Source organism: Mesorhizobium sp. M7A.F.Ca.MR.148.00.0.0, from assembly GCF_003997735.1.
In the GTDB taxonomy this organism is placed as follows: Bacteria; Pseudomonadota; Alphaproteobacteria; order Rhizobiales; family Rhizobiaceae; genus Mesorhizobium.
The window spans coordinates 1-18,379 of sequence record NZ_RZTB01000116.1 but is presented as its reverse complement, the minus strand read 5'-3'; the positions used below and the strand labels follow the sequence as shown (position 1 = coordinate 18,379).

22 protein-coding genes are annotated in these 18,379 nt (G+C 63.5%); 18 read left to right on the top strand and 4 right to left on the bottom strand.

Going from position 1 to position 18,379, the window contains the following annotated elements:
- Positions 1 to 242 precede the first annotated feature (242 nt).
- Complete coding sequence (locus EOB49_RS27845) at positions 243 to 1,181, bottom strand: tyrosine recombinase XerC (protein WP_127382876.1); 939 nt, start codon at positions 1,179 to 1,181, stop codon at positions 243 to 245.
- A 400-nt stretch (positions 1,182 to 1,581) separates the two neighbouring features.
- Between EOB49_RS27845 and rimM the strand changes: the two genes are divergently transcribed.
- The 3 genes from rimM (at position 1,582) to EOB49_RS27830 (ending at position 3,428) form a co-directional block, all read left to right on the top strand.
- Positions 1,582 to 2,181 carry a ribosome maturation factor RimM gene (gene rimM / locus EOB49_RS27840; protein ID WP_127382875.1) on the top strand — a complete coding sequence of 200 codons (600 nt, stop codon included), beginning with the start codon at positions 1,582 to 1,584 and terminating at the stop codon, positions 2,179 to 2,181.
- A complete protein-coding gene (gene trmD / locus EOB49_RS27835; RefSeq protein ID WP_127382874.1) occupies positions 2,178 to 2,879 on the top strand; it encodes a tRNA (guanosine(37)-N1)-methyltransferase TrmD in 702 nt (233 codons plus the stop codon). Before rimM ends, trmD begins: the two co-directional genes overlap by 4 nt.
- An 81-nt stretch (positions 2,880 to 2,960) precedes the next feature.
- A complete protein-coding gene (locus EOB49_RS27830) occupies positions 2,961 to 3,428 on the top strand; it encodes a hypothetical protein (protein ID WP_027037427.1) in 468 nt (155 codons plus the stop codon).
- 50 nt (positions 3,429 to 3,478) lie between these two features.
- Here the strand turns inward: EOB49_RS27830 and EOB49_RS27825 are convergent, their stop codons facing one another.
- Positions 3,479 to 4,231, bottom strand: a complete 753-nt coding sequence (locus EOB49_RS27825; RefSeq protein ID WP_127382873.1) for a sulfite exporter TauE/SafE family protein — start codon at positions 4,229 to 4,231, stop codon at positions 3,479 to 3,481.
- Between the two features lie 328 nt (positions 4,232 to 4,559).
- Between EOB49_RS27825 and rplS the strand changes: the two genes are divergently transcribed.
- From rplS to leuC, 7 genes are all read left to right on the top strand, one after another.
- On the top strand, positions 4,560 to 5,111 hold the full coding sequence (gene rplS, locus EOB49_RS27815; RefSeq protein ID WP_013528861.1) for a 50S ribosomal protein L19: 552 nt from the start codon (positions 4,560 to 4,562) through the stop codon (positions 5,109 to 5,111).
- Positions 5,112 to 5,267: 156 nt separating this feature from the next.
- Positions 5,268 to 5,681, top strand: coding sequence for an organic hydroperoxide resistance protein (locus EOB49_RS27810; RefSeq protein WP_127382872.1), 414 nt, complete (start codon positions 5,268 to 5,270; stop codon positions 5,679 to 5,681).
- On the top strand, positions 5,678 to 6,187 hold the full coding sequence (locus tag EOB49_RS27805) for a MarR family transcriptional regulator (protein WP_127382871.1): 510 nt from the start codon (positions 5,678 to 5,680) through the stop codon (positions 6,185 to 6,187). The genes EOB49_RS27810 and EOB49_RS27805 overlap by 4 nt, the downstream gene beginning before the upstream one ends.
- Positions 6,188 to 6,364: 177 nt before the next feature.
- A complete protein-coding gene (locus EOB49_RS27800; protein ID WP_127382870.1) occupies positions 6,365 to 7,162 on the top strand; it encodes a basic amino acid ABC transporter substrate-binding protein in 798 nt (265 codons plus the stop codon).
- 66 nt (positions 7,163 to 7,228) lie between these two features.
- Positions 7,229 to 8,041 (top strand): amino acid ABC transporter permease, encoded by an 813-nt coding sequence (locus tag EOB49_RS27795; protein WP_127321316.1) that lies wholly within the window; start codon positions 7,229 to 7,231, stop codon positions 8,039 to 8,041.
- Between the two features lie 55 nt (positions 8,042 to 8,096).
- Positions 8,097 to 8,732 carry a class I SAM-dependent methyltransferase gene (locus EOB49_RS27790; RefSeq protein ID WP_127382869.1) on the top strand — a complete coding sequence of 212 codons (636 nt, stop codon included), beginning with the start codon at positions 8,097 to 8,099 and terminating at the stop codon, positions 8,730 to 8,732.
- A gap of 286 nt (positions 8,733 to 9,018) precedes the next feature.
- A complete protein-coding gene (leuC, locus tag EOB49_RS27780; protein ID WP_127382868.1) occupies positions 9,019 to 10,428 on the top strand; it encodes a 3-isopropylmalate dehydratase large subunit in 1,410 nt (469 codons plus the stop codon).
- Between the two features lie 39 nt (positions 10,429 to 10,467).
- Here leuC and EOB49_RS27775 read toward each other — a convergent pair whose 3' ends face one another.
- Entirely contained in the window at positions 10,468 to 10,785 is a 318-nt protein-coding gene (locus EOB49_RS27775; protein ID WP_127267369.1) for a hypothetical protein, read from the bottom strand.
- A gap of 160 nt (positions 10,786 to 10,945) precedes the next feature.
- Here EOB49_RS27775 and EOB49_RS27770 point away from each other — a divergent pair, with 160 nt between their 5' ends.
- Together EOB49_RS27770 and EOB49_RS27765 are read left to right on the top strand one after the other, a co-directional pair.
- Positions 10,946 to 12,142 (top strand): GGDEF domain-containing protein, encoded by a 1,197-nt coding sequence (locus tag EOB49_RS27770; protein WP_127382867.1) that lies wholly within the window; start codon positions 10,946 to 10,948, stop codon positions 12,140 to 12,142.
- A 75-nt stretch (positions 12,143 to 12,217) separates the two neighbouring features.
- Entirely contained in the window at positions 12,218 to 13,426 is a 1,209-nt protein-coding gene (locus EOB49_RS27765; protein ID WP_127382866.1) for a GGDEF domain-containing protein, read from the top strand.
- Here the strand turns inward: EOB49_RS27765 and EOB49_RS27760 are convergent.
- Positions 13,410 to 13,772 carry a hypothetical protein gene (locus EOB49_RS27760; RefSeq protein ID WP_127382865.1) on the bottom strand — a complete coding sequence of 121 codons (363 nt, stop codon included), beginning with the start codon at positions 13,770 to 13,772 and terminating at the stop codon, positions 13,410 to 13,412. The genes EOB49_RS27765 and EOB49_RS27760 overlap by 17 nt on opposite strands.
- 263 nt (positions 13,773 to 14,035) lie before the next feature.
- Here EOB49_RS27760 and EOB49_RS27755 point away from each other — a divergent pair, with 263 nt between their 5' ends.
- The 6 genes from EOB49_RS27755 to EOB49_RS38680 form a co-directional block, all read left to right on the top strand.
- On the top strand, positions 14,036 to 14,464 hold the full coding sequence (locus EOB49_RS27755; protein ID WP_127382864.1) for a hypothetical protein: 429 nt from the start codon (positions 14,036 to 14,038) through the stop codon (positions 14,462 to 14,464).
- Positions 14,465 to 14,724: 260 nt separating this feature from the next.
- Positions 14,725 to 15,144: a succinate dehydrogenase, cytochrome b556 subunit gene (sdhC, locus tag EOB49_RS27750; RefSeq protein WP_032900823.1), complete on the top strand. Its 420-nt coding sequence runs from the start codon at positions 14,725 to 14,727 to the stop codon at positions 15,142 to 15,144.
- Between the two features lie 2 nt (positions 15,145 to 15,146).
- Complete coding sequence (sdhD, locus tag EOB49_RS27745) at positions 15,147 to 15,542, top strand: succinate dehydrogenase, hydrophobic membrane anchor protein (protein ID WP_127382863.1); 396 nt, start codon at positions 15,147 to 15,149, stop codon at positions 15,540 to 15,542.
- Position 15,543: 1 nt separating this feature from the next.
- Positions 15,544 to 17,379 (top strand): succinate dehydrogenase flavoprotein subunit, encoded by a 1,836-nt coding sequence (gene sdhA, locus EOB49_RS27740; RefSeq protein ID WP_127382862.1) that lies wholly within the window; start codon positions 15,544 to 15,546, stop codon positions 17,377 to 17,379.
- Positions 17,380 to 17,388: 9 nt separating this feature from the next.
- On the top strand, positions 17,389 to 18,168 hold the full coding sequence (locus EOB49_RS27735) for a succinate dehydrogenase iron-sulfur subunit (protein ID WP_127382861.1): 780 nt from the start codon (positions 17,389 to 17,391) through the stop codon (positions 18,166 to 18,168).
- An 87-nt stretch (positions 18,169 to 18,255) separates the two neighbouring features.
- On the top strand, positions 18,256 to 18,379 hold a 124-nt coding region (locus EOB49_RS38680), incomplete at its 3' end, for a DUF480 domain-containing protein (RefSeq protein ID WP_127382860.1).

Below are 18,379 nucleotides of genomic sequence, written 5' to 3'. Positions count from 1 at the left end.
CCACGGGCGGAGCAAGGAGCGTAGCGACGCGGCGCAGACCCGAGGATCCATGCCGGGACTCTGGAACGCTGCAACAGTGCAGAATTCCGCTCCGCAGCACTCCATGGCAAAGGTCGCGGCATGGATCCCAGGGTCTCCGCGACGGAGCTTCGCTCCTGCTTCGCCCAGGGATGACGACGTTGGGGAGGCTTTCGGCCAATGGTGAACGTTTGGCCACCGATACTATGCGACGCTACTGGCGTTCATGCCCGTGGATGGGCTGATTCGTAGATCTCGAGCAGCCTCGCGGTGTCGACGCCGGTGTAGATCTGCGTCGTCGACAGGCTGGCGTGGCCGAGCAGTTCCTGGATGGTGCGCAAATCGCCGCCGCGGCCGAGCAGATGCGTAGCGAAGGAATGGCGCAGCGCATGCGGCGTCGCGGTATCGGGCAGGTTGAGCGCCGAGCGCAGCTTGGCCATGTCGCGCTGGACAATGGCCGGGTTGAGCGGACCGCCGCGGGCGCCACGAAACAACAGGCCCTTGGGGTCGAGATGGTAGGGGCAGAGCCGGCGATATTCGGCGATCGCCCTGAGCGCCACCGGCAGCACCGGCACCAGGCGCGTCTTGCCGCCCTTGCCGGTGACGCGAAGCACCGTGTCGGCCGCCGACGCCAGATCGGCGCCGGCGAGGCCAAGCGCCTCGGAAATGCGCAGACCGCAGCCGTAGAGCAGTGTCAGCACGGCGGCGTTGCGCGCTGCGATCCAGGGTTCCTCCGCCAGTTGGCCTTCAATGGAAACAACATGCTTGGCATCGCTCGCTGTCAGCGGCTTGGGCAGCGATTTGGGCTGGCGGGGCGCGCGCAGTGCTGCTGCCCCGGCCGCATTGGCGAGGCCGCGCCGCTCGAGGAAACGCAGCAGCGAGCGGATGCCGGCGAGACCCCGGCCGAGCGTGCGGGCACCGGCACCGGCATTGCGCCGCGCCGCGAGAAAGCCGCGCAGGTCGGCCGGGCGCAGATCGGCGATGTCCGAAATGCCGGGCGAGCCGCCGCAATGGCCGGTGAGGAAATGCAGGAACTGGCGCGTGTCGCGCTCATAGGCTTCCACGGTCTTGGGCGACAGCCGACGTTCTCGCGCCAGCATCTTGAGCCAGCTTTCGCGCGCCGCCTGGAGATCGGGTTTGGCCGGGATGAGGAATTCCTGCATGGCGGCATTTTCGGGTATTCGGGTTAGGAAGCGGTGAAGAGCCGTCATTGAAATGACAGCCGGCTGAGGTTAGGAGACCATCGATTGGTGGCAGATGACTACCTTGGTGATTGGCTGAAATGCCCGCCCCCTTCGTCATCCTGGGGCGGAGCAGGAGCGAAGCGACGTCGCGGAGACCCCAGGATCCATGCCGTGACCTGCGAGCGTTGCTGCGTTACAAGTCTGATAGCTTTGCGGTGGAGACCGCGCGAAGTGTTTGCAAATAGAGAGTTGGCAGGAACGAGACTCGTGACCCTTTCTGAACTGCCGTGCTTTTTGGTCGCCGTAACGGAATGGATCCTCGGGTCTGCGCAGTCGCTTCGCGCCTGCTCCGCCCGTGGATGACGAAGGTAAAAGCGCCATGAGCAAGCCCCAGAACCCTGTCCAGATGGCCGTGATCGGCGCCGCCCATGGCATCAAGGGCGAATTGCGGGTGAAGACCTTCACAGGTGAGCCGCTGGCGCTGGCCGATTACGGGCCGCTCTACGCCAGGGACGGGCGCGCCTTCCAGATCGTCGACATCAGGCCTGCCAACACCGTCGTCGTGGTCCGCTTCAAGGGCATTGCCGACCGCAATGCGGCCGAGGCGCTGGCAGGCACGGAGCTGTTCGTCGACCGTTCGATGCTGCCGGACGACGGCGAGGAAGACGAATTCTACCATGCCGACCTCGTCGGCCTCGAAGTCCGCGACGACACGGCTGCCGTGCTTGGCAAGGTGGTCGCGGTGCACAATTTCGGCGGCGGCGACATTCTCGACGTGACGCTGGGCGGGCGCAAGGGCGTGCTGATCCCGTTCACACAGGCCGCCGTGCCGCAAGTGTCGATCGCCGAGGGTTTTGTCCGTGTCGATCCGGCGGCAGCCGGGCTGGTCGACGACGAGGATGGCGATGGCCTGCGCGAGGAAGACTTCGATCCGAAGGGCCGGCCGCGCGGACCGAGCGATGCCGGGGGCAACCGGTGAGTTTTTCCGCTTCGGTGCTGACGCTTTACCCCGAGATGTTTCCCGGCGCGCTCGGCCTGTCGTTGGCCGGCCGGGCGCTGGAGGCCGGGACGTGGTCGCTGGAGGCGATCCAGATCCGCGACTTCGCCCCCGACCGCCATCGCACCGTCGACGACACGCCCGCCGGCGGCGGCGCCGGCATGGTGATGCGCGCCGACGTGCTGGCGAAAGCCGTCGACCACGCTTCGCCGGAAGGCGATGCGCGGCCTCGGCTGCTGATGAGCCCGCGCGGCAAGCCGCTGACCCAGGCGCGTGTGCGCGAGCTGGCCGCTGGGCCGGGTGCCGTCATCGTCTGCGGCCGTTTCGAGGGCGTCGACCAGCGGGTGATCGACGCGCGGGGATTGGAGGAGGTCTCTATCGGCGACTTCATCCTCTCCGGGGGTGAGCCGGCCGCCCTTGTGCTGCTCGATGCGGTGGTGCGGCTGTTGCCCGGCGTGATGGGCAATGCGGTGTCGGGCGAGGAAGAGAGCTTTGAGAACGGCCTGCTCGAACATCCCCACTACACGCGGCCGCAGGAGTTCGAAGGCCGTGTGATTCCCGAGGTGCTGATCTCGGGCAATCACAAGAAGATCGCCGCCTGGCGGCGGGCGGAGTCCGAGAGGCTGACGAAGGAGCGGCGTCCGGATCTTTTGAGAGGTGGCAGGACCAGTAGTGTTTGAAGAAGAGACCATTCTCCTATTTGACTGCCTCGACTTCTGTGAGAATTGAGCGCTAGTCTCCCTAAGCATTTGGGGGGATTCATGCAAAAGAGCTTCGTTTATTTGGCTATGTCTGTATTGGCGGGCTGCGCTTCGGCAAGCACGGTTCAGACGTCGCGCGATACGGCTATAGTTCAGTCGAGCGCGGCGCCCGCTTGTGGGGGCATCGGCGCATCGAAGGTTGCGGCAAAGGAGGCTGCGATAGCCACGCTCAAAGCCGGCTTCGACAGCTATGTGATTTTCAACGGTGCCTCCGAGAGTAACATTGCCGTTGTACAAGGTCCGGGTACCTATAACACGACGGCCGTCGTCAGCGGATCGATGGTGAATGCGACAACAACTTATCAGCCAGGTATGCCAATGGTTATTGGACATCACGGGCAATCATTCGCAATCAAGATGTTCCACGATGGAGACCCTGGATCAGAGAGTGCGCTTTCTGCAAAAGCCGCTCTCGGGCCGGATTGGCAAAAGCAGATGACCAATCCCGTTCTTACTTGTGTTGGTTAGTCGATTGCGCGGAGAGCGACCAGCACGCGTTCGCCGCAGTTTAGCCCCGCTCAGCCTTTCGTGAAATAGTAGAAAGCTAGAAACAGCCCGACGGCGACGACGAAGCCGCGCACCGCGTTTTGCGGCACGCGCTTGGCGATCCAGACGCCGGCATAGCCGCCAAGCGCGCCGCCCGGGATCATGATGATCGCCTGCGGCCAGGCGACGACGCCGCCCGAGACGAAGACGACGATCGCGACAGCGGCGATGACCATGGCCAGCATGTTCTTCAACGCGTTCAGCCGGTGATAGTCGCCGGCTTGCGTCAGGCCGAGCGTCGCCAGCATCATCACGCCCATGCCGGCGCCGAAGAAGCCGCCATAGATGGCAGTGATAAATTGTGCGAGCGAGCCGGCCAGCGAGCCCACCGCCGCTTCATGGCCGGGCTTCGGCACTGGTTTCAGCCAGGGGCCGGCGGCGAACAGGCCCGTCGCGGCCAGGAGCAGCCACGGCACCAGAGCGCGAAACGACGGATTGTCGAGCGCCAAAAGGATCAGCGCGCCGGCCAGAGCGCCCACGGCCGAGATCAGGCACAGCAGCAGCGCGCCGCGCCAGAAATGCCTGATATCGGCCGAGTAGGCGAGGGTCGAAGTGATGTAGCCTGGAAATTGGGTCACCGAGGAGGTGGCGTTGGCGACGATCGGCGGCAGGCCGACCAACGTCATGGCGCCGAAGGTGATGAAGGTGCCACCACCGGCGACCGCATTGGCGGCGCCTGACAGAAAGCCCGCCAGAAAGAGCAGGATGGCATCGAAGACAGACATGAATTGCGGCCGCTCAAAACTGTGTTATTTCAGGCTTAGAAAGCCTGAACGACCGGCGCAACCCGGCACGGCAGGATTAGGATGGTGCCATGCGAGCAGAAAATGCGCTGCCAAGGCGTGACAAAGCGGCGAAATAGCTGTATGTGCCCGCCCGTACCGGCCAGAAAGAATCTGCCGGACCCGTCAACAATGACGGTGTAGTCGCCCCTGCCTGATGTTTCAAAGACAAATGTCTTGGAGACAAAAGGCATAGCCAAGCGGTCAATGGAACTGCAAGGCGAGTGTCGGACGCTCTGACTGTCGGAAGAACAAGAAGTGGACTTTTGAGATGGATATCCTCCGTCAGCTCGAGGCCGAACAGGCCGCCAAGATCGAGGCCAAGCGCAAGCTTCCCGAATTCCAGCCCGGCGACACCGTGCGCGTCCAGGTCCGCGTGACCGAAGGCACCCGCACCCGCGTCCAGGCCTATGAGGGCGTCGTCATCGCCCGCGCCGGCGCCGGCTTCCAGGAGAACTTCACGGTTCGCAAGATTTCCTACGGCGAAGGCGTCGAGCGCGTGTTCCCGGTCTACTCGCCGATGGTTGAAGGCGTCGAGATCGTTCGCCGCGGCAAGGTGCGTCGCGCCAAGCTCTACTACCTGCGCGATCGTCGCGGCAAATCGGCCCGTATTTCGGAAAACACCGGCGTGCGCGCCCGCAAGCTGAATGATGAGGAGCGCGATGCGCTGAACGCCGAGAAGGCCCGCATCGAGGCCGAGAAGGTGGCAGCAGCCGAGGCCCTGGCCGTCGAGAAGGCCGCCCAGGACGCCGCCGAGAAGAAGGCCGCCGCCGAGGCCGAAGCAGCAGCCAAGGCCGCCGCGGAAGCGACCCCCGCCGAATAAGGTTTTCGGACATCCCATTCAAAAAGGCGGCTTCGGCCGCCTTTTTTCGTTTCACCAGACTGTGAACGCTTTCAGCGCCAGACACAGGAGCCGGCTGTTGACGGCGCATTATCTTGTGCACTAAATAATCGTGCACAAGGTAATTGGAGATTTGATATGGCACTCTACACCACACAGGCTCACGTCACCGGCGGCCGCGCCGGTCATGGCGAGACCAGCGACGGTCTGCTCAAGGTCGATCTGGCAATGCCCAAGGAGCTCGGCGGGCCGGGGGGCGCCACCAATCCTGAGCAACTGTTCGCAATCGGCTATGCCGCCTGCTTCGAAAGCGCCATCCGCTTCGTCGCGCGCAAACAGAAGCTGTCGCTGACGGATGCCGGGGTAACCTCCACCGTCAGCCTGCTTCCCAATGGGGAAGGCTTTAAGCTCGGCGTCGCGCTCGCGGCGGAAACGAAAGGCCTTGATCAGGCGGCGGCGGAAGCGCTTGTATCGGAGGCGCACAAGATCTGCCCCTATTCCAACGCCATCAGGGGCAATGTCGACGTAGCGCTTTCGGTAAAGGCGACATGACGGAAAAGACGACAAAGAGCACCAGCGACGTCCCGGCGGAGGCCACCGGGACGTTTCACGTTCCGCGGCTCGACCAGCAACTGTGCTTCGCGCTTTATTCGGCAAGCGGGCTGATGACGAAGCTCTACCGCCCGCTGCTCGATCCGCTCGGCCTGACCTATCCGCAATATCTGGCCATGTTGGCGCTTTGGGAACGGGCTCCAAGCACGGTTGGCGAGCTTGGCGAAGCGCTTGGCCTGGATTCCGCGACGCTGACGCCGCTGCTCAAGCGGATGGAGGCTGGCGGCCTCGTTACCCGCCGCCGCGACCCGGCCGACGAGCGCCGGGTTATGGTCGAGCCGACAGCGAAGGGCCAAGCGTTGCGTGAGCAGGCCAAAAGCGTGCCGGCGGCTATGCTTTGCAACCTGCCGCTGGATGCCGACGAGTTGAGATCCCTGCACAGCACCCTGACGCGGTTCGTCTCCGGCTTGCGCAAGGCAGATGCCGGCATCGCGAAGCGGAGTTGATCGCTGCCGCGACACCGTTCATTCCTGAATCCCGGAAATGAAGGCACTGGAATCCCTTTTCGCGCGCGCTGACGCAGCGGACCGTCTTGCATGACGCTTGCGGAAAGCTAAAGTCGGCGCCGTATTTTCCTGCAAGCCCGGCCATGTCCGGGTCCGTCAATTTCCGGGGAGTGTGTCATGACCAAATCGAAACTGCTGCTGGCAGGCCTGCTTGCCCTCGTCCTGACGCCCGTTGCCGCCTTCGCGCAGGCGCTGCCCGACCTCGGCGGCAAAAAGGTTGTGGTTGTGACCGAAAACGCCTATCCGCCGCTGCAGTTCATCGATGCCAAGACCGGCAAGCAGATCGGCTGGGAGTATGACGCGATGAACGAGATCGCCAAGCGGCTCAATTTCACGGTCGAGTACCAGAACACTTCCTGGGACGCGATGATCCAGGCGGTTTCCGACAACCAGTACAACATTGGCATGACCGGCATCACCATCAAGGACGACCGCAAGGAGAAGGTCGATTTCTCCGACCCCTATATGCGCTCGGAACAGTTCATGCTGGTGCGCGGCGATGAGAGCCGCTTCACTGACGCCAAGACCTTCGGCGACTTCAAGGACGGGCTGATTGGCGCGCAGGCCGGCACCACGCCCTTCTACACCGCCGTCTATAGCGTGCTCGACGGCAATGAGCAGAACCCGCGCATTAAACTGTTCGAAACCTTCGGCGCGACCGTGCAGGCACTGAAGTCCGGTGACGTCGATGTCGTTTTGACCGATGGCACCGCTGGCAAAGGCTATGTCGATGCCTCCGAGGGCAAACTGAAACTGATCGGCGGGCCGCTCGGCACCGAGGATTTCGGTTTCATTTTCCCCAAGGGCTCCGACCTGGTGAAGCCGATCAACGCGGCAATCGCTGCGTTGAAGGCGGACGGGACGTTCGATGCGCTAAACAAGAAATGGTTTCTTGATTACAAGATGGGGCAGTGATTTCCCGCTGACTTCGCGCTTGAACGCCCCCCTCGGCCCCCACGTCTGCTTGGCCGGCATCGCCTGATGGCAACGCCTTCCTCTTCGTCCAAAGCCGACTTCCCCTGGTGGCTTGTCGTTGCCGCAGCCCTCGCGATCGCGGTGGCCGTCTTCGTCGCCACCAGCAACCTCTATGCCCAGGTGTTCGCCACCGTCGCCAAGGGCATCGGCATCACCATCTTCGTCACCGTGATCGCCTTCGTGCTGGCTTCGGCCATGGGTCTTGGCATCGCGCTGATGGGAATGTCCGGTTCGCGCTGGCTGCGCCAGATCGCGCGCTTCTATGTCGAGATCGTCCGCGGCGTACCGATCCTGGTGCTGTTGTTCTGGATCGCCTTTGCCGGCGCGCCGGCCTTCGTCGCGGCCTGGAACGCGCTGACCGCGCCGCTGCAAAGTGCCGGCCTGTTCGGCGAGCTTTTGGTGCGCGACGTGTCGCTGCTCTGGCGCGCTATCATGGCGCTGACCATCGGCTATTCGGCTTTCATCTCGGAGGTTTTCCGGGCCGGCATCCAGGCGGTGGAGAAGGGTCAGATCGAAGCGGCGAAGGCGCTTGGGCTGACACGCGCGCAGCGTTTCCGGCTGATCGTGTTCCCACAGGCGATCCGCACCATCCTGCCGCCGCTCGGCAATGATTTCGTCGCTTTGGTCAAGGATTCCTCGCTGGTCTCGGTGCTCGGCGTTGCCGACATCACGCAGATGGGCAAGGTCTACGCCGCCGGCTCCTTTCGCTTCTTCGAGACCTATTCGATAACGGCCTACATCTATCTCATTCTGACCGTCGGCCTGTCGCTGGCGCTCAGGGCGCTGGAGCGGCGGCTGCGCCGCCAGCACGAGGAATAGTTTTTCGGCCAAGGCAGCGCTACGATCCCCGAGCATTCCCCTTGAGGAGGTCCCCATGATCGTCGACAAAGCCAATGCGGCGCTGGATTCCGTCTATACGGCCGACACGCCGGAAGCGCTTGAGGAGGCCTATGCCGCGTGGGCTGCGACCTATGACAGCGAGACCGCCTCGCTCGGCTACCTCCTGCCTTTCCTGATCACCGCCTGGGTGGCGCGTCATGTGCCGGCGGGCGATGGCCCCTTGCTCGATGCCGGCTGCGGCACTGGCCTGTCGGGACCCTCGCTGAAGGCGCTCGGTTACCGCGACATTGCGGGGCTCGACCTCTCGCACGATATGCTGAAGATCGCCGGCAGCCGCAATGCCTACAGCGACCTGAAGCAGGCAATGCTGGGCGAAACGCTGCCATGGCCTGACGGCCACTTCCGCGCCTTCTTCTCGACCGGCGTGTTCACCATCAGCCATGCGCCGGCATCCGGCCTGCACGAGCTGTTGCGCATCACCCGTAAGGGCGGCCATGCGATCTTCACCGTGCGCGACCAGGTGTTCGAGAGCGGCGGCTTCCAGGCGGTGTTCGATGAGCTGGAGCAAGCTGGGAAATGGCGGGCGGTCGAGGAGAGCCCGTGGTTCCGCTGCTATGCGATCGCCGAGCCGGACGCGTTGGTGAAGACGTTTGTGTTTGAAGTGTTGTGACCCCACTTCCCTTCTCCCACAAGGGAGGAGGTAAAGGCGCTGAACGCCGCAATTGCCGAAAACCCAAAACATTGGTATGAGCCACGCCATGGAAGAGCTTTTTGGCGATCCGGCCTACAAGGGGTTCGTGCTGCAGGACAGGAAACGCCTGCCGTCGCGTTTTTCCGCGCGCGTGTCCGGGGCGCTGACCAGCCGACTACCCTAGGCGGCCCTGTTCGGGTCCCTTTCGCCGGCCGTAGGTCCGGTACCTGCTCTTTCCCATTCTCATATCGACGGATTTACGCACATGAGCGCACCGCGCACCCTCTACGACAAGATTTTCGACGACCATGTCGTCGATCGCCAGGACGACGGCACCTGCCTGCTCTACATCGACCGCCACCTGGTCCATGAAGTGACCAGCCCGCAGGCCTTCGAAGGCCTGCGGATGACCGGCCGTAAAGTCCGGCATCCGGAAAAGACGCTGGCCGTGGTCGATCACAATGTCTCGACCTCGCCCGAGCGCAAGTTCGGCATCAAGAACGAGGAAAGCCGCATCCAGGTCGAGGCGCTGGCCAAGAACGCCAGGGATTTCGGAGTCGAATATTATTCCGAGAACGATATCCGCCAGGGTATCGTCCACATCATCGGACCCGAGCAGGGCTTTACTCTGCCCGGCATGACCATCGTCTGCGGCGACAGCCACACCTCGACGCATGGCGCTTTCGGCGCGCTGGCGCATGGCATCGGCACGTCCGAGGTCGAGCATGTGCTGGCGACGCAGACGCTGATCCAGCGCAAGGCCAAGAACATGCTGGTGCGTGTCGACGGCCAGTTGCCGGAGGGCGTCACCGCCAAGGACATCATCCTGGCCATCATCGGCGAGATCGGCACCGCCGGCGGCACCGGCTATGTCATCGAATATGCCGGCGAAGCGATCCGTGCGCTGTCCATGGAAGGCCGCATGACGATCTGCAACATGTCGATCGAAGGCGGCGCGCGCGCCGGCCTGATCGCCGCCGACGAGACGACCTTCGCCTATGTCAAGGACAAGCCGCGCGCGCCGAAGGGCGCGTCCTGGGATGCGGCACTCGAATACTGGAAGACGCTGCAGTCTGACGAAGGCGCGCATTTCGACAAGGTGATCGTGCTCGACGCGGCCAAGCTGCCGCCGATCGTCTCCTGGGGCTCCTCGCCCGAGGATGTCGTGTCAGTGCAGGGCATCGTGCCGAACCCGGACGACATTGCCGATGAAAACAAGCGCACCTCCAAGCAGCGCGCGCTCGACTATATGGGTCTGACGCCGGGCACCAAGATCACCGACATCACGCTCGACCGCGTCTTCATCGGTTCGTGCACCAACGGCCGCATCGAGGATCTGCGCGCCGTCGCCAAGGTGGTCGAAGGCAAGACGGTCAGCCCGCATGTCGATGCGATGATCGTGCCCGGCTCCGGCCTGGTCAAGGAACAGGCGGAAGCCGAAGGTCTCCACAAGATCTTTGTCGCCGCCGGCTTCGACTGGCGCGAGCCGGGCTGCTCGATGTGCCTTGCCATGAACGACGACCGGCTAAAGCCGCATGAACGCTGCGCCTCGACCTCGAACCGCAATTTCGAGGGCCGGCAAGGCTTCAAGGGCCGCACCCATCTCGTGTCGCCGGCGATGGCGGCCGCGGCGGCGATCGCCGGCCACTTCGTCGACATCCGCGAGTGGAAGTAACCCGGATTTAAACAGAACCCGAGCCGCGCCCGGCTCGGGTCAGCTCTTTCCGTCGCGGCGGACGAGCTCGTGGAACTCCTCGCGGCGTCCCGGCTGTTCGGCCGCGACCACAAGCGCAAGCTGTTGTTCCTCGAAGAGCTTGAACCATTCGTCCCATTCGACGAGTTCATAGCCTCCCGCATTGAGCGGCCGTTCAGGCTGGTCCTGATCCTGATAGGCGTGCTGGCCGAAGACCAGCCTCAACATGGGCTGCGTCCCCGCTTCGGGCGATATGTCGACGATTGCGGGAAAGCCGGCGCGCCCGGCAGCCCATGAGCGGATCGCATCGTGGTCGGTCAGTGTGATTGTGTCGGCCATGGGTCGCTCCAGATTGTGAACGGAGGAACGCTGACTGGGGACTGCGGTTCCCTGACATTATTTTGAGACGGCGGTCCTGCTTACCGCTTTCGCTTAACCGCTTGTTTGGGCTTGCCCTCTAAGCTCTTCCCTGACGTAAGCCAGGGGAAGTCACAGTCGGTTGGACACGGGTCTGCTCATTGCGCTGCTCAACCCGACGATCGCGCTGGCGCTGGGCGCGGCGTTCCTTGTGCTATGGTCCTATCAGCGCCACCGCCCGTATCTGGCCGTTTTGGCGATCAGCTACAGTCTCTCGGCGGCTGGCTTCCTGCTGCAGTATTTCACCTTGCCCATCGGGATGCCGCTGACCAAGCTTACGTCGAACATCTGCTTCACCATCGCCGCGTGCTGCCTGGCCAGCGCTGTCATCCACCGCTATGGCCGCAAGGTGCCCTATGTGGGGATCGCCGTGCTGGCCGGCGGCGGCCTGGCGTCGTTGTGCTGGTTCCTGTTCGTCGCGCCGGATCTCACCTGGCGCATCCTGGCGATGAATTTCGCATTCGGCGGCATCAGCCTTCTGGTTGCTGCCGAACTGCGCCCGGTGCGCAACAATGGCCCGACCGAAAAAATCCTGCTCGTGCTGTCGCTGCTGTCGGGCGTCAATTTCTTCGTGCGCACCCTTGCCGTCGTCATCGCGCATGGGCCCTTCGCCAGCTATGACGGGTTCTATGGCTCGTCCTACTGGACGACGGCGCTGCTGTCGCACGCGCTGCTCTCGCTGCTCATTGCGTTGTGCCTGTTTTCCGCCGCGGCACTCGACGTGTTGAAGGCATTGAAGACCGAGACCTATACCGACCCCCTGTCGGGCCTGCTCAACCGGCGTGGCTTCGAGGAACGCGGCATGCTGCTCTTGCAGCACTGCGCCTCGGCCCGGTTCCCGGTCGCGCTGGTGTTGGCCGACCTCGATCACTTCAAGGCGCTCAACGATGTGCATGGACATGGCGCGGGCGATCGGGTGATCGCCGACTTCGCCGCCAAGCTTCGGTCGGCGGCCGGCGCGCGCGGTGTTGCCGGGCGTATCGGCGGCGAGGAATTCGCGGTGCTGCTGCCACTCAGCGATCTTGCCGCGGCCCGGCTGTTCGCCGAGGCGGTGCGCACCGTCTATTCGGCCGGTCATGTCGACGGACTTCCCCAGGGAACGAGGGTGACGGCAAGCTTCGGCGTGGCGGCCCGCAGCGGTGGCGAGGCGCTGGAGCCGCTGATGCGCCGTGCCGACGATGCGCTCTACAAAGCCAAGAAGAACGGCCGCGACAGTGTACGCCTGTCCTATGAGCGGCCGGAAACGGCGTTCCTGCCGGAGCCGCTCAAGACCGGCTGAATCTGCCCGGACGGGACGGCGTTAACGTCTTCTTCGCCCGTCGATGATTAGCTGTCGGCGCGGGTGCGGGAGAACATGAGCGGCGCCAACTTCATCCTGTTGATCAATCTGTCGGTTGCCGGCCTGCTGGCGGCATCCTTCATGGCGGTCGCCTTCCACGATGTCGGCCGCGCGCCGGCGCGCTGGCTGGCATTTGGCTATCTGCTGGGCATGGCCTATTCGGCCATCGAATTCTCCATTCCCGCTTTCTCCGACGCGCGGCTCCCGGTCGTGTCCGCCTTCGCGGTTTTCCTTGCCGCCACCATTGCGTTCAATGGCGGGCTTGCCCGCAAATACGGCGTGGCACTGCCCTGGAAGCCGATGCTGTTGTTCCTGTTGACCACCACCATAGCTGTGTATTTCGTGCAGGATCTGCCCCGCCAGTCGCTGATCCGCATCATGGCTTACCAGCTTCCCTATGCGGTCATGCAGTTTGTTGGGCTGGCCATTGTCTGGTCATCGAGGCAAAAGCTTGCCCGTCTCGATCGCATGTTGATGGCCGTGCTGGCGGCGAGCGGTCTGCAGTTTGCCTCCAAACCGTTCATCGCGCATGCGCTTGGCGGCTGGGGCGCCAATCCGCAGGCCTATCTGCAAAGCAACTACGCGCTGGTGTCGCAATCGCTCGGCACTGTCTTTGCGCTGGCGCTGGCGCTGCTGACGCTGGCCATCCTGGTTCGCGACGTGCTCGCCGAAGTGACGTCGAAATCGGAAACGGACACGCTGTCGCGCCTGCTCAATCGCGGCGGCTTCACCCGGCATGCCGAGCTGGCGGTGCTTGGCGCGATGCGGCAAGGCGTGCCGGTCGCGCTGGTCATCGCCGATCTCGATCATTTCAAGAGCGTCAACGACAGTTTCGGCCATGCGTCAGGCGACCGGGTGATCGAGACTTTTGCAGGCTTCCTGCGCGAAGCTGCAGCCGCGCATCACGTTGCGGGCCGGATTGGCGGCGAGGAGTTCGCCATCATCCTGCCGGGAACCAACCTTGCCGCGGCGCGGCTGTTCGCCGAGGGCACGCGCAGCGCCTTTGGCGGGCTGCCCATCGACGGACTGCCGGCTGACAACCGCTGCACCGCGAGCTTCGGCGTCGCCGAACTTCATCCAAGCGAAGACTTTGCCGATCTGATGCGGCGCGCCGACCAGGCGCTCTATCAGGCGAAGAATGCCGGGCGCGATTGCGTGCGCGTCTCCGCCGGACCGGCTGGCAACTGGTTGTCAGCCGGTCTCGAGGCTAGCGGCAGGGGCTGAGTTCGGGCATCTCGCCGTCGGAGAGACCGTACATATAGGAGCGGCCCTTCACCAGCACCGGCGGCCGGTAGCAATCGCTGTATCCGCTGATTTCGTCGGCTTCGTTCTCGTAGATCACCTTGGGCTGGCCGGCGCTGGTGTAGTCGGATAGCTGCTTGGCCAGCTTGCCTTCGCCGACGATGATGCGCTTGTAGCCGGCGGCGCTGTCGACAACGAGATTGCCGAAGGAATCCGCGTAGACGCGATCCTGATGCCGGGCGCCTGCGAGCGCGGGCGCTGCAAGGCCAACGACCGAGGCCGCTACGATGAGCGCCGCAAGGCGCGATCTGCCTGAATTCGAACGCATGGCGTCCTCCGTGTCCTGAGGGAAAGCCTCCTCGAATCAGAAATTAACGTTTTCTTAACCTTTGTTAAGAGGCCGGCGCGTTTGGCGGCGATGTCTCGGTAAACATGGTTAATATCCGTTAATATCCGACTGGATGGAAAACCCGGTGGTCATCATTCGGCCATGCTTGGCCGCACCATCGCGGCTGGTGTCCGTCTCGGCGTCGGGATGACCTTGATCTTGGCAAAGCATCGCGGCTGGTTTGCCGCGCGGGAGGACAGCATATGGCGCTACGCCGGCCGATTTGGGCGTCCGTTTTCCCGTTGCTCGGGGTCGTCGCTGGCTGTGTGCCACAGGACGGTGGGCCGAAGGCGGCCAATACCGTCGTCGTCTCACCTGCGCCGGCTCAGCAGTCCGTCGCAGCCGCGGCGCCTCCGGCAGCTGCAGCCAAGATCATCACCAACCTTACCGCGCCGCGATCCGGCATAGGCACGGCCACCTACCGATGCGGCAACAACGGTATGATCTCCATCCAAAATCTAGGCACGTCGTTGCGTGTGGTCGGGTCCGATGGCGCGACCGAGGAGTTTGCGGCGTCGCCCGCCAACCAGAGCAGCCGCTACCAGGCGGCCACGCATGACGCAATCGTGATCGACGGGCGCGAGGCGCTGGTGATGAAGAAGGGCTCTACGCCGCAGACCTGCAAACGCTAGCGCTGATCTCAAGGCCGCTGGGCCCTTGGGCCAGACATGTTGCACTGCAGCGATATCGAGCCGGCTTTGGGCCTCCCGGCCTAATCGATTGAAGCCTAAGCCGGCCTTTTAGTCAGACTAAATTACGTTTTCGAAACGGTTTTCTGGCTTTGACGCGGTGCAAAAAGAGCATTAGAAACCGGCTGTCCGAAGTCGCAACCGGAAGCGGCAATGCCGCATTTCCACCTGAGGCTCCAGAGAGACGCCGAACTGGGGGAGCCATGAGCAAATCACCAGCCACCCGCGAATTTGCCAGACGTGAACGGCCGATTTCGCCGCACCTCACCGTGTACCGGCCGCCGATCACCATGACGATGTCGATCATTCACCGCATCACCGGTGGCGCGCTGTATTTCGGCACGCTGCTGGTCGCCCTGTGGCTGATGGCGGCGGCCAGCTCGCAGGCGACTTTCGATTGGGCCAATTGGGCCTTCGGCACCTGGCTCGGCCGGCTCATCCTGTTCGGCTACACCTGGGCGCTGATGCACCATATGCTGGGTGGCGTGCGCCATCTGGTCTGGGACACCGGCGCCGGCCTCGAGAAGCATACCGCCTCGAAGATCGCCTGGGCGACGCTGGCCGGTTCGATCCTGCTCACGCTGCTGATCTGGATCGCCGGCTATATGGCGCGGGGAGCCTGACCATGAGCGGCAAAAACACCGACATGCGCACGCCGCTGGCGAAGGTTCGCGGCCTCGGCTCCGCTCGCGAGGGCACCGGGCATTTCTGGCGCCAGCGCCTGACCGCGATCGCCAATATCCCGCTGATCCTGTTCTTCGTCGGCTTCCTGATTGCGCTCAACGGCGCCGACTACGCACATGTGCGGGCAGCTCTTGCCAACCCGTTCGTCGCGCTGGTGATGGCCCTGGTGCTTATTTCCGGGCTTATCCATATGCGGCTCGGCATGCAGGTGATCATCGAGGATTACGTGCATGGCGAAGGCATGAAGCTGGCGCTGATCGCGCTCAATACATTTTTCACCATAGCGGTCGGCGTCGCCTCGATCTTCGCCCTGCTCAAGCTGGCATTCGGAGGCTGAGTTGGCCAAGGACGCGAAACAAGCCAACACGGCAGGCTATACCTTTGTCGACCACAAGTTCGACGTGGTGGTCGTTGGCGCCGGCGGCGCCGGCCTGCGCGCCACGCTCGGCATGGCCGAACAGGGCCTGCGCACCGCCTGCATCAGCAAGGTGTTCCCGACCCGCTCGCACACGGTGGCGGCGCAAGGCGGCATTGCCGCCTCGCTGTCCAACATGGGTCCCGATTCCTGGCAGTGGCACATGTACGACACCGTCAAGGGCTCGGACTGGCTGGGCGATGTCGACGCCATGGAATATCTGGTGCGCGAAGCGCCGGCCGCGGTCTACGAGCTCGAACATTACGGCGTGCCGTTTTCGCGCACCGAAGAGGGCAAGATCTATCAGCGGCCGTTCGGCGGCCACATGATGAACTATGGCGAAGGCCCGCCGGTGCAGCGCACCTGTGCCGCCGCCGACCGCACCGGCCATGCCATCCTGCACACGCTTTACGGCCAGTCGCTGAAGAACAACGCGCAGTTCTTCATCGAGTATTTCGCGCTCGACCTGATCATGGAGCCGGACGGCACCTGCACCGGCGTTCTCGCCTGGAACCTGGATGACGGCACCATCCACCGCTTCTCGGCCAAGATGGTGGTGCTGGCGACCGGCGGCTATGGCCGCACCTATTTTTCGGCCACCTCGGCGCACACCTGCACCGGCGACGGCGGCGGCATGGCCGCGCGTGCCGGCTTTCCGCTGCAGGACATGGAGTTCGTGCAATTTCACCCGACCGGCATCTATGGCGCCGGCTGCCTGATCACCGAGGGTGCGCGCGGCGAGGGTGGCTATCTCGTCAATTCCGAGGGTGAGCGCTTCATGGAGCGCTATGCGCCGTCAGCCAAGGACCTTGCCTCGCGCGACGTTGTCTCGCGCTGCATGACGCTGGAAATCCGCGAGGGTCGCGGCGTCGGCAAGAACAAGGACCACATCTTCCTGCATCTCGACCATCTCGATCCCGCCGTCCTGCATGAGCGGCTGCCGGGGATTTCGGAATCGGCCAAGATCTTTGCCGGTGTCGATCTGACCAAGGAGCCGATCCCGGTGCTGCCCACGGTCCACTACAATATGGGCGGCGTGCCGACCAATTACTGGGGCGAGGTGCTCAATCCGACGGCGATCAATCCAGACCAGGTGTCGCCCGGATTGATGGCTGTCGGCGAAGCCGGCTGCGCCTCAGTGCATGGTGCCAATCGGCTCGGTTCGAATTCGCTGATCGATCTTGTGGTGTTCGGCCGCGCGGCCGCGATCCGCGCCGGCCAGGTCATCGACCGCAAGTCGGCGATCCCTTCACCCAACGAAGCCTCGGTCGAGAAGATCATGGACCGCTTCGACCGGCTGCGCCACGCCAATGGCTCGACGCCGACGGCCAGCTTGCGTGAAAAGATGCAGAAGGCGATGCAGGAAGACGCGGCCGTATTCCGCACGCAGGAGTCCCTCGAAAGCGGCTGCAAGCGCGTTTCGCAGATCTGGGGCGAGTTGAAGGACATCAAAGTGTCCGACCGCTCGATGATCTGGAACTCCGATCTGGTCGAGACGCTGGAGCTGGAAAACCTGATGGCCAATGCCATCACCACGGTCTACAGCGCCGAGGCGCGCAAGGAGAGCCGTGGCGCACACGCACGCGAGGACTTTTCGGCGCGCGACGACGCGGTCTGGCGCAAGCACACGCTGGCCAGGCTGAGCGAAGACGGCAAGGTGACGCTCTCCTACCGGCCGGTGCACACCGAGCCGCAGCTGGCTGAAAAGGACGGCGGCATCAGCCTCGCCAAGATCGCGCCCAAGGCCAGAGTGTATTGAGGATCGAACATGGTTGAACTCACGCTCCCCAAGAACTCGAAGATCCAGCAGGGCAAGACCTGGCCGAAGCCGGAGGGCGCCACCAATCTGCGGGAATACCGCATCTATCGCTGGTCGCCGGACGATGACGAGAACCCGCGCATCGACACCTATTTCGTCGACATGGACGATTGCGGGCCGATGGTGCTCGACGCGCTGCTGTGGATCAAGAACAAGATCGACCCGACGCTGACCTTGCGGCGTTCCTGCCGCGAAGGCATTTGCGGCTCCTGCGCCATGAACATCGACGGTTCCAACACGCTCGCCTGCACCAAGGGCTGCGACGACATTTCCGGCGCGGTAAAAGTCTACCCGCTGCCGCATATGCAGGTGGTCAAGGATCTTGTGCCCGACCTCACCAATTTCTATGCCCAGCACGCGTCGATCCAGCCCTGGCTGAAGACGGTATCGCCGGAGCCGGCCAAGGAGTGGCTGCAGAGCCACGAGGACCGCGAGAAACTCGACGGGCTCTACGAATGCATATTGTGCGCCTGCTGCTCGACCTCGTGCCCGAGCTACTGGTGGAACGGCGACCGCTATCTCGGCCCGGCAACGCTTCTCCAGGCCTATCGCTGGCTGATCGATAGCCGCGACGAGGCCACCGGTGAGCGGCTCGACAACCTCGAAGACCCGTTCCGGCTCTATCGCTGCCACACCATCATGAACTGCGCGCAGACCTGCCCGAAAGGCCTCAACCCGGCCAAGGCGATCGCCGAGATCAAGAAGATGATGGTGGAGAGACGGGTCTAGGCGGAGCGGATTTGCTGCAAACCTCGGATGTAGCGATCCGTAGCGGCCCCCCTCTGTCCTGCCGGCCTCAGAAAGGATTTTAGTCCAATGAGCGACGATCTTCCCATCCTCTCTCCCAGCGAAGCCCGCATCCTCGGCTGCCTGATCGAGAAGAAAGAGCTGACGCCGGATGTCTATCCGCTGACGCTCAACGCAGCACTGGCCGCCGCCA